Source organism: Streptomyces sp. BV286 (assembly GCF_019090165.1).
Lineage (GTDB): Bacteria > Actinomycetota > Actinomycetes > Streptomycetales > Streptomycetaceae > Streptomyces.
Window position 1 is genome coordinate 76,911 of the sequence record NZ_JAHRIB010000204.1, and the last position, 13,332, is coordinate 90,242.

At 70.0% G+C, this 13,332-nt stretch carries 10 protein-coding genes and 1 riboswitch; of the genes, 4 read left to right on the forward strand and 6 right to left on the reverse strand.

The window, feature by feature from the left end; translation table 11 throughout:
• Nucleotides 1-33: 33 nt before the first annotated feature.
• The 5 genes from KUF83_RS38090 to KUF83_RS38110 form a co-directional block, all read right to left on the reverse strand.
• Complete coding sequence (locus KUF83_RS38090) at nucleotides 34-714, reverse strand: response regulator (RefSeq protein ID WP_217459626.1); 681 nt, start codon at nucleotides 712-714, stop codon at nucleotides 34-36.
• Nucleotides 711-2,408, reverse strand: coding sequence for a sensor histidine kinase (locus KUF83_RS38095; protein WP_217459627.1), 1,698 nt, complete (start codon nucleotides 2,406-2,408; stop codon nucleotides 711-713). Before KUF83_RS38095 ends, KUF83_RS38090 begins: the two co-directional genes overlap by 4 nt.
• Nucleotides 2,409-2,481: 73 nt before the next feature.
• Nucleotides 2,482-3,432 carry a sucrase ferredoxin gene (locus KUF83_RS38100; protein ID WP_217459628.1) on the reverse strand — a complete coding sequence of 317 codons (951 nt, stop codon included), beginning with the start codon at nucleotides 3,430-3,432 and terminating at the stop codon, nucleotides 2,482-2,484.
• Nucleotides 3,433-4,032: 600 nt separating this feature from the next.
• Nucleotides 4,033-4,269 carry a hypothetical protein gene (locus tag KUF83_RS38105; protein ID WP_217459629.1) on the reverse strand — a complete coding sequence of 79 codons (237 nt, stop codon included), beginning with the start codon at nucleotides 4,267-4,269 and terminating at the stop codon, nucleotides 4,033-4,035.
• A 232-nt stretch (nucleotides 4,270-4,501) separates the two neighbouring features.
• A complete protein-coding gene (locus tag KUF83_RS38110; protein WP_217459630.1) occupies nucleotides 4,502-5,047 on the reverse strand; it encodes a DUF6082 family protein in 546 nt (181 codons plus the stop codon).
• A gap of 319 nt (nucleotides 5,048-5,366) precedes the next feature.
• On the opposite strand from KUF83_RS38110, the gene KUF83_RS38115 reads away from it, so the two are divergent.
• Nucleotides 5,367-6,425, forward strand: a complete 1,059-nt coding sequence (locus KUF83_RS38115; protein ID WP_217459631.1) for a GTP-binding protein — start codon at nucleotides 5,367-5,369, stop codon at nucleotides 6,423-6,425.
• 68 nt (nucleotides 6,426-6,493) lie between these two features.
• On the opposite strand, the gene KUF83_RS38120 is transcribed toward KUF83_RS38115, so the two are convergent.
• A complete protein-coding gene (locus tag KUF83_RS38120) occupies nucleotides 6,494-8,953 on the reverse strand; it encodes a DNA topoisomerase (ATP-hydrolyzing) subunit A (RefSeq protein WP_217459632.1) in 2,460 nt (819 codons plus the stop codon).
• 406 nt (nucleotides 8,954-9,359) lie between these two features.
• On the opposite strand from KUF83_RS38120, the gene KUF83_RS38125 reads away from it, so the two are divergent.
• The 3 genes from KUF83_RS38125 (at nucleotide 9,360) to KUF83_RS38135 (ending at nucleotide 13,297) form a co-directional block, all read left to right on the forward strand.
• On the forward strand, nucleotides 9,360-10,733 hold the full coding sequence (locus KUF83_RS38125; RefSeq protein WP_374106240.1) for a M16 family metallopeptidase: 1,374 nt from the start codon (nucleotides 9,360-9,362) through the stop codon (nucleotides 10,731-10,733).
• Complete coding sequence (locus KUF83_RS38130) at nucleotides 10,730-12,118, forward strand: pitrilysin family protein (RefSeq protein ID WP_217459633.1); 1,389 nt, start codon at nucleotides 10,730-10,732, stop codon at nucleotides 12,116-12,118. Before KUF83_RS38125 ends, KUF83_RS38130 begins: the two co-directional genes overlap by 4 nt.
• Nucleotides 12,119-12,350: 232 nt before the next feature.
• Nucleotides 12,351-12,511: riboswitch (cyclic di-AMP (ydaO/yuaA leader) on the forward strand.
• A 12-nt stretch (nucleotides 12,512-12,523) separates the two neighbouring features.
• On the forward strand, nucleotides 12,524-13,297 hold the full coding sequence (locus tag KUF83_RS38135; protein ID WP_217459634.1) for a M23 family metallopeptidase: 774 nt from the start codon (nucleotides 12,524-12,526) through the stop codon (nucleotides 13,295-13,297).
• The last annotated feature ends 35 nt before the right edge of the window (nucleotides 13,298-13,332 follow it).

Consider the following 13,332-nt stretch of genomic DNA (forward strand, 5'->3'; position numbering starts at 1 on the left):
GGGGCGCCCCCGCGCCGTACCTCGCCGGTGTTTTCAGGCGCGGGTCGCCCAGACGTAGCGGTGTTCGGGGCGGCCCGCGTCTCCGTACTTCAGGCTCAGCGTGGCCCTGCCCGTGCGCTCCAGTAGCTTCAGATAGCGCTGGGCGGTCTGCCGGCTGAGGCCGGTCCGGTCGGCGATCTCCTGGGCGGACAGAGGGCTTTCAGCGGTCACCAGAGCCTGGCGTACGGCCTCCGCGGTGGTGGGGGAGTGCCCTTTGGGCAGATCCGGTTCGGAGCCCGCCGAGAGGGCGCCGAAGATCCGGTCGACCTCGGCCTGTTCGGCCTCACCGCCCCCGTCGAGGGTGCGGCGCAGTTCGGCGTACGCCTCCAGTTTCGCGCGCAGGCCGGCGAACGCGAAGGGTTTGACCAGGTACTGGAGGGCACCGTGCCGCATCGCCGCCTGGACCGTGGTGACGTCACGGGCGGCGGTCACCATGATCACGTCGGTCTGGTGGCCGCGCCGCCGCATCTCCTGCACCACCGCGATACCCGTCCCGTCGGGCAGATAGTGGTCGAGAAGCACCAGGTCCAGCCGAGGCAGCTCCTCCACCTGTTGCAGCGCCTCCGCCGCCGAATGGGCCTCGGCCGCGACATGGAAGCCCGCGACCTTCTCCACGTAGGCGGCGTTGACCCGGGCGACCCGGACGTCGTCGTCCACGACCAGTACCTCGATCATCGCGGCTCCTCCTTGGTGGTCGTGGCGGCTCTTGCGGGTGCGGGTGCGGGTGCGGGGCCGGATTCCGGACCGGAGGTGAGTCCTGCCTCCGCGAGTGCCTCCGGCAGCACGATCGTGAACTCCGCGCCCCCGCCCTCCGCCTCCGCGACGCGTGCGCTGCCACCCTGCCGCTCGGCGAGGCGACGCACCAGGGAGAGACCGATCCCGCGCTTGCGGTGGGCCGGTGGCTTCTTGGTGGACCAGCCGTCCGTGAAGATCAACTCACGCTGCTCGGCCGGGACCCCCGGCCCCGTGTCCCGCACCCTGAGCACAGCCGTACGCCCTTCCGCGCGCAATTCGACCTCCACGCGCGCGTGGAGGGTGCCCGCGACGGCGTCGAGCGCGTTGTCGACGAGGTTCCCGACGATCGTGACCAGTCCTCGGGCATCGATCAGCCGGTCGGGGAACAGTGTCCTGTCGGAGATCCGAAGCGCCACTGCGCGCTCCGCCGCGACGGTGGCCTTGCCCACCAGGAGAGCGGCGAGCAGTGGATCGTGGATCTTCTCGGTGACCTGTTCCGCGGTGGCCCTGTGGTCGCCCACGACCTCGCCGACGAACTCCACGGCGTCGTCGAACATCTCCAGTTCCAGCAGGCCGAGCAGGGTGTGCATGCGGTTGGCGTGCTCGTGGTCCTGGGCGCGCAGGGCGTCGATCAGGCCGCGGGTGGAGTCGAGTTCGCGGCCCAGCTGTTCCAGCTCTGTGCGGTCCCGCAGTGTGGCGACTGCGCCACCGTCGTCGGTCGGCATGCGGTTGGCGACCAGGACCCGCTGTCCGCGGACGGTGAGCAGGTCGGTTCCCGTGACGGTTCCGGCCAGCACGTCGGTCGTACGCCCCTCGCCGAGCGCCGTGCCGAGAGGCCGGCCCACGGCTTCGTCGCCGATGCCCAGCAGGCGCCGGGCCTCGTCGTTGAGCAGCCTGATCCTGCCCTCACGGTCCAGCGCGACGACGCCCTCCCGGATGCCGTGCAGCATGGCCTCACGTTCCGCCAGGAGCCCGGCGATGTCCGAGAAGGCCAGGTCGCGGGTCTGCCGGTGCACCCGTCGTGAGATCAGATAGGCAGCAAGCGCGCCGACGGCCATGGCCCCGCCCGCGTACGCGAAGAGTCCGGGGATCGCATGGATGAGACGGGCACGCACACTGTCGTACTCGATGCCGACGGAGACCGCGCCGACGATGTCGCCGTCGGCGTCGCGCAGAGGCACCTTGCCGCGCGCCGAGCGGCCCAGGGTGCCGTTGTCGATCTGCATGACGTCCCGGCCGGCCAGGGCCTGTGCGGGGTCGGTGGAGACGCGTCCCCCGATCTCGGCGGGGTTGGTGTGCGACCAGCGCACGCCGCGCATGTCCATCACCACGACGTACTCCGCTCCGCTTGCCTCGCGGATGCGCTCCGCCTCGGCCTGGACCGGCCCGTTCGCGGAGGGGCGCGTCGATGTCAGATCCTCGGCTAGCTGCGGCTGGGCGGCCGTGGTCTGGGCGATCGCGAGCGCGCGGCGCATCGCCTGGTCGTCCAGCTGGTCGCTGAGCGGCGCGAGGAACAGCCCCGTCGCGAGTACGGCAACTCCGGCGGCGATCGCCACCTGCATCAGCAGCACCTGCGAGAACATCCGTTTCGGCATGCCGAGGCGGAGTCGTCGGGCAGGGGGAGTGGGGCTCATGCCTATGACGGTACGGGGGCGGGCGCGCCGGGCCGTAGAGGGTGTGGCATGGATCTCGTTGTCGAACTCGTGGTCAGCGGGCCGGGAGGCTTGCTGCGCTCGTACGGGACTGCTCGCGCACCGCCGTCACGTCCATTCGCGCGGGGGAACCCAGAGCCGAACCGCAGCTCTCCGCCCGGGGCGGCGACGAGGGGCCCTCGGTGACCGTGACAAGCCAGAGACGGCCGTCGGTGTGGGCGACGGTCACCTCCCAGTGAGGTGCCTGCCCCTCGGTGCGGATCACGCGCACCGCGTCCACCCCGTCCTCACCCACCGCGGCGCGCACAGCCAGCTCGGCAGCCTGGCCGGGCCGCTCCCAGGCGGAGCTCCCTCGGCACCCCTCGGTGACGACACGCCCGTCCCGTACGCCCTGGAGTACCTCCTTGACGGCATGGGCCTCGGCGCGTCCGTACGCGTAGCCGGAGGGCAGCACGAGAAGGGTGGGCGAGAAGCGATGGCCTCCCAGATGGGTGACCTCCCACGCTCCCTCCACTCCGGAAGCTGCGAGTTCGGCGGCGAGGGGGCGGCCGAGCAGGGCACAGCACCGGTCGCGCTTGCCGTTGGTGCACACCAGGGCGAGCGGGTCACCGGTGTGAGGACTGCCGTCGAGTGTTGCCTCGAAGGTGCCGGACAGGCCTCTGCCGAGCTCCGCGAAGTCAAGTTTGAGCAGTTCCTCGGGGTCTGACGTGATGGCGTGGTGCAGCCATACGTTTCCCGGAAGTGTGTGGGCCGCGTACACGTGACGCCGGGCCACTGTGTGGCAGTCCGCGTGGCGCCCCGGGCGGCGGATCAGGGCGATGCGCACGCCGGTGCCTTCGACGGCCTGTTCCAGGGCGCGGCCCAGGACCGGATCCAGGTGGCTCGAAGTCAGCGCGTTGGCACCCCAGGGACCGGGCTGTTCGACCAGCAGCCACGTCCTCGCCGTCGCGGCGGTCCCCGCGAGGGGCTCCGCCAGGTCTCGGGAGACCTTCGCGCACGTACTCACACAGGTGAGCCTAACCTGACTTGGCTCCCGGTGACTCGTGGGGCCGGTGGTGTCACTGCTTCGGCAGGGGCAGGGGCAGGGGTTGTCGAGGGCCATGTATGGCCCGCTGGGACGCATCCGCAAGCGTCGGGGACCTTCACCTAGGAGGCCGAACAGCGCCCACGCGCGGGAGCCCTCGCCCGCGGGTACAGGCGTCGTTCCATTCGGGCGATGCTGGAGCGCCCACATCTTGGACCAGGCAGAAGGCCCGAAGAGCAGTCAGTCAGCCTGCCAGGCGGTTCGTGGGGGCCGATACCGCCGGTTGCAGTGCTTGCGGTGGCCTGAGGCTCACGCATCGGGCGTAGGCGTATGTCATGCGGTGAGTACGCGTGGAGTCCGACACCGTTCCGGTGTCGGACCTCCAGAAGGTCGGATCGAGTGGTCGGCTGGGTTGGCGCCGGCCTGCTCGGTTGGCCCCGGTCGTCACAGTGTGGCGCGAGGGGCGGTTGGTGTGTGGGTGTGGGCGGAGTGGAACCGTCTTCCGGAGGTGAGCCTCAACGGGGTGACCGGATGGATTGCCACGGTTGACAGGTTGATCCCTACGACAGCCCAGAGCTTGCTCTACGTGTCTGGAATGTCCGCCTTCGCGCGCACCAGTGTTTCTCTACTGACGATGACGATGCGTTCGTAGTCGGCCCGAGCTGCGTCAGAGGGAAGCTCTTTGTCGAGCGCCGCTGTAGCTTCTGTTCCGATGACGGCGAAGTTCCCATCGCTGAGTTCGAAGATGTCCGGGCATGAGTCACCGGACAAACTTCCTCGTTCGCGTGGGGACGCACCGATGCGGCGCACGATTTTCAAGTTCCCTGCCTCGTGTCTAGACGTGGAGACCCCGCGGGCCTCACGTCTCGACGGGTGCGGACAGAGTTGGGCGCGGGGTCTGTGGGGTTAGTACAGCCCGTTGAGGGGCGGGGAAAGATTAGCTCGTTTTTGTTGTCGGCGATGTTGCTTCGTCCTTATGTTGACGACGTGACAGGCCGACTGCTCCTCATGTTGGCGCCGAGGCAGATCGTCCATGGCCGATCAACTGGGCTTATTCCGCGGGTGGTTCTCCGACGACCCACCATTCTTCCGTATCCGACTCGTCCAGATCGCGGATCAGCACGTCCACCATTCGGCCCACCCTGGCTTCCTCGGAGTCCTCCTTGAGGCTGGCTCGATGCGGCCGGTGCGCGTCCCAGTAGTCGCGAAAGATGGGGTTGTGGCAGACCATGCGGAGGTGACCGTGCAGCTCCTCCCAGTTGACGACACCGACGCGGTAGGCGAGCAGGGCGTTGGTGTAGAGGGCGTTCGCGAACAGGTACTGACGCCGCTGGGTGGGGGAGTCGACTTGGACGTTGCTGTACACGGCGGCCAGATCGGGATCCTCCATCGCCCTGCTCAGCAGGTAGAACTGGAGGCGCTGCTGCTCGGTCAGCATGGCCTGCCGCTCGCTCCGCTCGACTTCCGCGACTCGGAGCCGCAGATCCTCGTACCGGCGCTGCTGGGCGGCCAGTGCCGCGAGTGCCCCCGCCGCGAAGGCGAGCCCCGCTGCGGCCGCGGAGCCCAGCTGTCGCTTCCCAGAGTTCTGTGTGGCCATGTCAACCCCCGAATCAGGCGGCCGTCCGCCGGTCGTCGGTTGCGGGTCGACTGATGGGGACCGGCGAGCGTTGGGCGGCGCTTGCCGTCTCCCAGGGTGCCCGAGCGGCTCTGATCGGCTGGGAGGCGGAGAGGAGGCGCACGGAGGGAAACGCGGGTCGCGCAACTCGGCGCCATGCCTGACGTGTGCCCCGCGAGCGCCGCTAACAATCGTTCACTCCGAGGGCTTTCCACCGGCTCGTATCCTGGATGAGCATTCGTTCCCCGTCGTGAGAGCCGGTCCGTGAGCCGGTGTACGCAGAGGTGAGAGAGGTCGCGCGTTGAGTCAGGCGAGCCCCCAGCAGATCCCGGTCCTCGTCCTCGCCGGCTTCCTGGGCTCCGGGAAGACCACCCTGCTCAATCACCTCCTGCACCGCGGCGGAGGCAGTCGCATCGGTGCCATCGTCAACGACTTCGGTGCCATCGAGATCGACGCCATGGCCGTGGCCGGTGCGCTCGGCGACTCCACGGTCTCGTTGGGCAACGGGTGTCTGTGCTGCGCCGTGGACGCCAGTGAACTCGACCTGTATTTGGACCGGCTAGCCCGGCCCTCCACCGGCATCGACGTGATCGTCATCGAGGCGAGCGGTCTCGCCGAGCCGCAGGAGCTGGTGAAGATGCTCCTCGCCAGCGAGAACCCGCACATCGTCTACGGCGGTCTGGTGGAGGTCGTCGACGCCGCCGAGTTCGACGCCACCCGTGAGAAGCATCCCGAGATCGACCGGCACCTCGCCATCGCCGACCTCGTCGTCGTCAACAAGGCGGACCGCGTGACGGACCCCGACGGCGTGATCCGGCTCGTGCGGACGCTCGCCGACGGTGCCGCCGTCGTACCCGCCATGTACGGGCGGGTCGACCCCGAGTTCCTCTTCGACTGCCGGCCGTCCGAGGAGCGGATCGGTCAGCTGTCCTTCGACGACCTCCACCGGCACGAGGAGGACGAGCCGGGTGACCCCGACGCACACGGCGGCCATCTGCACTCCGCCTACGAGTCCGTCTCCTTCACCTCCGAAGTGCCTCTCGGCCCGCGGCAGTTGATGGAGTTCCTCGACAGCCGGCCCGTGGGCCTGTACCGCATCAAGGGATACGTCGACTTCGGCGCCGCCGATCCGCGCAACCGGTACGCCGTGCACGCCGTGGGGCGGTTCCTGCGCTTCTATCCGCAGCCGTGGGGTGCGGGCGAGCGGCTCACCCAGCTGGTGCTCATCGGGTCCGGCATCGACGCGCTCGCGCTCGACAAGGAACTGGAGGCGTGCAAGGACGATGCCCCACACGCCGACGAGCGCAGCATGTGGGGCGTCCTGCGTTACGTACAGGAGCAGGAGCAGGAGCCGAGCTAGGAGTTGGGCACTGGGGCCTGGCTCGGGTACGGACGGCCGGGCGGTGGGCCCGACCGTCCGTACCGTCTCTAGACCGGTCCTGCCACCACCGAGACCGTCTTCGCCAGTGAGACCCCCGAGCCGTCCCGCCGCGGGTCCATCTCCGGCAGGTCCGCGGGCGTCCCGTCCTTCTGCGCGGCGCGCGCCGGGGCGGGACCGGCCCATGCCAGGCTCAGGCAGTCCTCCCCCTTGAGGAACCGCTGGCAGCGCACGCCGCCTGTGGCGCGGCCCTTGCGCGGATACTGGTCGAAGGGCGTGAGTTTTGCGGTCGTCTGGACCGAGTCGTCCAGCGTGCCGCGCGAACCCGCCACCGTGAACACCACGGCGTCCACGGCCGGGTCGACCGCCGTGAACGAGATCACCTTGGCGCCGTCCGTGAGCTTCATGCCAGTCATACCGCCCGCGGGCCGGCCCTGCGGGCGGACCTGGGACGCCTGATACCGCAGCAACTGCGCGTCGTCGGTGATGAAGATCAGGTCTTCCTCTCCCGTGCGCAACTCGGCCCCGCCGATGATCCGGTCACCGTCCTTGAGCGTGATGACCTCCAGCTCCCCCTTGTTGGAGGGGTAGTCGGGGACCACGCGCTTCACCACACCCTGCTGGGTGCCGAGGGCCAGGCCCGGCGACGACTCGTCGAGTGTCGTCAGACAGACCACCTGCTCGTCGTCCTCGAGGGTCAGGAACTCCGAAATCGGCGCGCCCCCCGAAAGGTTGGGCGCGGCCGCGGTCTCCGGGAGCCGCGGGAGATCGATGACGTTGATCCGCAGGAGCCGTCCGGCGGACGTGACCGCGCCGATCTCGCCCAGTGCCGTCGCCGGGACGGCGGAGACGATCAGGTCGTGCTTGACGCGCCTGCCCTCGCTCTCCCCGAAGGGATCGCCGTTGGCCGTACGGGCGAGCAGTGCCGTCGACGACAGGAGGACCCGGCACGGGTCGTCCGCCACCTGCAGCGGGACGGCCGCAGCGGTCGAACCGGCGGACTCCAGCAGCACCGTGCGCCGGTCGGTGCCGAACTTCTTGGCCACCGCGGCCAGCTCGCTCGACACCAGCTTGCGCAGCTCGGCGTCCGAATCGAGGATGCCGGTCAGCTCGTCGATCTCGCCGTTGAGCCGGTCGCGCTCGGTCTCCAGCTCGATGCGGTCGAACTTGGTCAGGCGGCGCAGCGGCGTGTCCAGGATGTACTGCGTCTGGATCTCGCTCAGTGAGAAGTGCTCGATCAGGCGCTGCTTCGCCTGGGCGGAGTTCTCGCTGGAGCGGATGAGGCGGATGACCTCGTCGATGTCCAGCAGGGCGACGAGCAGACCCTCGACCAGGTGCAGCCGGTCGCGCTTCTTGGTGCGACGGAACTCGCTGCGGCGGCGCACGACCTCGAAGCGGTGGTCGAGGTACACCTCCAGCAGTTCCTTGAGGCCGAGGGTGAGCGGCTGGCCGTCCACCAGGGCCACGTTGTTGATGCCGAAGGACTCCTCCATCGGCGTCAGTTTGTAGAGCTGCTCCAGGACGGCCTCCGGTACGAAGCCGTTCTTGACCTCGATGACCAGCCGCAGGCCGTGCGCACGGTCGGTGAGGTCCTTGACGTCGGCGATGCCCTGCAGTTTCTTCGAGCCGACCAGGTCCTTGATCTTCGCGATCACCTTCTCCGGGCCGACGGTGAAGGGCAGTTCGGTGACGACGAGGCCCTTGCGGCGCGCTGTCACGTTCTCCACGGACACCGTGGCGCGGATCTTGAAGGTGCCGCGGCCCGACTCGTACGCGTCCCTGATGCCGGAGAGGCCGACGATCCGGCCGCCCGTGGGCAGGTCGGGGCCCGGGACGTGCTTCATGAGCGTCTCGAGGTCGGCGCCCGGGTGGCGGATCAGGTGCCGGGCGGCGGCGATGACCTCGCCGAGGTTGTGCGGCGCCATGTTCGTCGCCATGCCGACCGCGATGCCCGACGCGCCGTTGACCAGGAGGTTCGGATACGCCGCCGGGAGGACCGACGGCTCCTGCTCCTGGCCGTCGTAGTTCGGGCCGAAGTCGACCGTGTTCTCGTCGATCGACTCCGTCATGAGGGAGGTGGCGTCGGCCATCCTCGCCTCGGTGTACCGCATGGCGGCCGGTGGGTCGTCGTTGCCCAGGGAGCCGAAGTTGCCGTGGCCGTCGACCAGGGGCAGGCGCATGGAGAAGGGCTGGGCCAGGCGCACCAGGGCGTCGTAGATCGATGCGTCGCCGTGCGGGTGGAGCTTACCCATCACCTCGCCGACGACGCGGGCGCACTTCACGTAGCCGCGGTCGGGGCGCAGCCCCATCTCGTTCATCTGGTAGACGATGCGGCGGTGCACGGGCTTGAGGCCGTCGCGGGCGTCCGGCAGGGCTCGGGAGTAGATGACCGAGTACGCGTACTCGAGGAAGGAGCCCTGCATCTCGTCGACGACGTCGATGTCGAGGATGCGCTCCTCGAAGTCAGCGCCGTCGTCGGGTCGCGGGGTCTTCGTGCTGCGGCGGGCCATCGCTGCGGCGACTCCTTCACAGTCTCTGCCGGGGCATGAACGGGTTCTGACGGGCTCCATTGTGGACCGGCCCACTGACAGCGCGGACCACGACCCGTCCGGACGGGCCTGTCGGACCTCGTGCCCGACCTGCCCGGCCTGCCTCGTGGGAAGTGTCGCCGACGCCGCCCACGGGACCCGGAAGGTGTGAGCCGAGTGTCCGAACAGGTGGGGGAGAGCGCGAGCCCACCCGCCCGCACACGACTTCGGGAGCCGTGTGATCGCACGACCGTACAGGCTCCCGACGGCGGACGCGTGCTCGCTCTCGGCGTACGCGACGCGGGAACTTCGCCAGCTGTCCGCGCGCTTGCATACAGTGGCACGACTAGCAGGAATTGAGCAGTTTTCCGCGATCGAAGGGACGTACATGCCCATGGGTCACACGGCCACAGCTGAGGCCGGCTCCGGCGGCCTGACAGCGACCGAGCACCGCCTGGCCAACGGCCTGCGTGTGGTGCTCTCCGAGGACCACCTGACCCCGGTCGCGGCGGTGTGCCTCTGGTACGACGTCGGCTCGCGTCACGAGGTCAAGGGCCGCACCGGGCTCGCCCACCTCTTCGAGCACCTGATGTTCCAGGGGTCCGGCCAGGTCAAGGGCAACGGCCACTTCGAACTGGTGCAGGGCGCCGGCGGTTCGCTCAACGGGACGACCAGTTTCGAGCGGACCAACTACTTCGAGACCATGCCGACGCACCAGCTGGAGCTCGCCCTCTGGCTGGAGGCCGACCGGATGGGCTCGCTGCTCGCCGCGCTCGACGAGGAGTCGATGGAGAACCAGCGGGACGTCGTCAAGAACGAACGCCGTCAGCGCTACGACAACGTCCCCTACGGCACCGCTTTCGAGAAGCTGACCGCCCTCGCCTACCCGGAGGGCCACCCTTACCACCACACCCCGATCGGGTCGATGGCCGACCTGGACGCGGCCACGCTTGAGGACGCGCGCGCCTTTTTCCGCACCTACTACGCACCCAACAACGCCGTGTTGTCGGTCGTCGGCGACATCGACCCCGAGCAGACGCTCGCCTGGGTCGAGAAGTACTTCGGCTCCATCGCCGGCCACGACGGCAAGCCCGCCCCGCGCGACGGCTCGCTGCCGGAGAACATCGGTGAGCAGCTGCGCGAGGTCGTCGAGGAGGAGGTCCCGGCCCGCGCGCTGATGGCCGCCTACCGGCTGCCGGAGGACGGCACGCGCGCGTGCGACGCGGCCGACCTGGCCCTGACCGTCCTCGGCGGCGGCGAGTCGTCCCGGCTCTACAACCGGCTCGTACGCCGTGACCGCACCGCCGTGGCGGCCGGGTTCGGCCTGCTGCGCCTCGCCGGAGCGCCCTCCCTGGGGTGGCTCGACGTGAAGACGTCGGGCGATGTCGAGGTCCCGGTGATCGAGTCCGCGGTCGACGAGGAGCTCGCCCGGTTCGCCGAGGAGGGCCCCACGGCCGAGGAGATGGAGCGCGCCCAGGCCCAGTTGGAGCGCGAGTGGCTGGACCGTCTCGGTACGGTCGCGGGCCGCGCCGACGAACTGTGCCGGTACGCGGTCCTGTTCGGTGACCCCCAGCTCGCCCTGACCGCCGTCCAGCGCGTCCTGGACGTCACCGCCGACGAGGTCCGGGAGGTCGCCAAGGCCCGCCTGCGCCCCGACAACCGCGCGGTGCTGGTCTACGAGCCGGTCGCCCCCGAAGAGGCCGAGGCCGCCGACGGCACCGACGCCGCCGCTGAAGACACCGACGAGGAGGCGGCCAAGTGACCGAGCTCGCCACGATGGACTTCCACCCGCAGCCGCAGGCCGGCGAGGCCAGGCCCTGGGCCTTCCCGGCACCCGAGCGCGGCGCGCTCGGCAACGGCCTGACGGTGCTGCGCTGTCACCGCCCCGGCCAGCAGGTCGTCGCCGTCGAGATCCTCCTGGCGGCCCCTCTGGAGGCCGAGCCCAAGGGCCTGGACGGCATCGCCACGATCATGGCGAGGGCCTTCTCGGAGGGCACCGACAAGCACTCCGCCGAGGAGTTCGCCGCCGAGCTGGAGCGCTGCGGCGCCACGCTCGACGCCCACGCCGACCACCCGGGCGTGCGGCTCAGCCTCGAAGTCCCCGTCTCCCGGCTGCCCAAGGCGCTCGGCCTCCTCGCCGACGCGCTCAGGGCGCCCGCGTTCGACGACGGCGAGATCGAGCGGCTGGTGCGCAACCGGCTCGACGAGATCCCGCACGAGACCGCCAACCCGGCCCGCAGGGCCGCCAAGGAGCTCTCCCGGCAGCTCTTCCCGGCGACCTCGCGCATGTCGCGACCCCGCCAGGGCAGCGAGGAGACGGTCACCGCGATCGACTCCGCGGCCGTGCGCGCCTTCTACGAGAAGCACGTACGTCCCGCCACGGCCACCGCGGTCGTCGTCGGTGACCTCACCGGTGTCGACCTCGACGCGCTGCTCGCGGACACGCTCGGTGCCTGGACCGGAGCACAGGCCGATGCGCGCCCCGTACCGCCGGTGACCGCCGACGACACCGGCCGGGTGATCATCGTCGACCGCCCCGGGGCCGTCCAGACGCAGTTGCTGATCGGCCGCGTCGGCGCCGACCGGCACGACCGGGTGTGGCCCGCCCAGGTGCTCGGCACGTACTGCCTCGGTGGCACCCTCACCTCCCGCCTGGACCGCGTCCTGCGCGAGGAGAAGGGATACACCTACGGTGTGCGGGCGTTCGGCCAGGTGCTGCGCTCCGCCCCGGACGGGACAGGCATCTCGATGCTCGCCATCAGCGGCTCCGTGGACACCCCGAACACCGGCCCGGCGCTCGACGACCTGTGGAAGGTGCTGCGCACCCTCGCCGCCGAAGGACTGACGGACGCCGAGCGCGACGTCGCCGTGCAGAACCTGGTGGGTGTGGCGCCCCTGAAGTACGAGACCGCGGGTGCCGTCGCGGGCACGCTCGCCGACCAGGTCGAGCAGCACCTGCCGGACGACTTCCAGGCGACGCTCTACCAGCAGCTCGCCGCGACGGGCACCGTGGAGGCCACGGCGGCCGCGGTGAACGCCTTCCCGGTGGACCGTCTGGTGACCGTCCTCGTCGGAGACGCCGCGCAGATCGAGGAGCCCGTCAGGGCCCTCGGAATCGGTGAAGTCAGCGTCGTGACAGCGGAGTAGGGACCGGCAGCCGCAGCAAGGACCGGCGGCCGGCCGGGGCCCGGGTGACTCAGGAGTCGCCCGGGCCTCTTCTTGCGCCGAGTCGCCCACGGTTTGTCCGTATTGGTAGAGAGGTTGCCTGTCTGCCCTGTGGCATGCGCTACAAAACCCGTGATCCGTTTGTCTATTGAAAGTGGCGACGTTTAGCTTCAGTCCGGCTGTTCGTCAGGCAGTGCGCCGCGCCCGCGGCACCGGACAGTCATCGCCGAGTCCCCGTACGGCGCGAGCCAGGGGAGCCGGGGACCCATATGTAGTCCCTGGGGTGAATCGGACGCCCTTCCCGAAGGGGGTCCGTAGGAGACCTTCCTGCTCCGAACCCGTCAGCTAACCCGGTAGGCGAGAAGGAAGGAAAGGACCAGCCACTTCATGGCGTTCACCCGCGCCACCGGGAAGCACCGTCGTCCCAGCAGCATGAAGCGCGCGACCCGCAGGACGGTGGGCGTCGCCGCACTCGCCACCACCGGTGTCGTAGGCACTCTGGCCGTCCCGGCGCTCGCCGCCGAGAGCGCGGTCGAGCAGACCGGCCTCACCAAGGCCGTCACCATCGGCGACTCGGTCGCCGAGGAGATCGACGCGCAGGCCGCCGCCCAGCAGCAGGCCGCCGACGAGGCCGCCGCCCGCGAGAAGGCCGAGGCCGACGCGAAGAAGCGCGCCGAGGAGGCCGCGGCGAAGGCCAAGAAGGAGCGCGAGGTCAAGGCCCGTGCCGCCCGTGAGGCCGAGCGCAAGCGCCTGAACGCGTACGTCTCGCCGATCACCGGCTCGTACGTCTCGACCGCCTACAAGGCCGGCGGCGCCGTCTGGTCCTCCGGCAGCCACACCGGCATCGACTTCCACGCCGCCAGCGGCACCGCCGTGCACGCGGTCGGCTCCGGCACCGTGGTGGAGGCCGGCTGGGGCGGCGCGTACGGCAACCAGGTCGTCATCAAGATGACCGACGGCACCTTCACCCAGTACGGGCACCTCTCGTCCATCGGCGTCTCCGTCGGCCAGACGGTCACTCCGGGACAGCAGATAGCCCTCTCCGGGGCGACCGGCAACGTCACCGGAGCGCACCTGCACTTCGAGGCGCGCGCGACCGCGGAGTACGGGTCCGACATGGACCCGGTCGGATACCTCCGCTCGCACGGCGTGAACGTCTGACGGCACGACGCGTCGGCGCACCTCCGTCGAAGGCC

What these genes read in the sequence shown, in the direction of transcription:
- KUF83_RS38090 (WP_217459626.1), bottom strand. Translation starts at nt 714, where the DNA reads ATGATCGAGGTACTGGTCGTGGACGACGACGTCCGGGTCGCCCGGGTC.
- KUF83_RS38095 (WP_217459627.1), bottom strand. Translation starts at nt 2,408, where the DNA reads ATGAGCCCCACTCCCCCTGCCCGACGACTCCGCCTCGGCATGCCGAAA.
- KUF83_RS38110 (WP_217459630.1), bottom strand. Translation starts at nt 5,047, where the DNA reads ATGGCCACACAGAACTCTGGGAAGCGACAGCTGGGCTCCGCGGCCGCA.
- KUF83_RS38120 (WP_217459632.1), bottom strand. Translation starts at nt 8,953, where the DNA reads ATGGCCCGCCGCAGCACGAAGACCCCGCGACCCGACGACGGCGCTGAC.
- KUF83_RS38125 (WP_374106240.1), top strand. Translation starts at nt 9,360, where the DNA reads ATGCCCATGGGTCACACGGCCACAGCTGAGGCCGGCTCCGGCGGCCTG.
- KUF83_RS38135 (WP_217459634.1), top strand. Translation starts at nt 12,524, where the DNA reads ATGGCGTTCACCCGCGCCACCGGGAAGCACCGTCGTCCCAGCAGCATG.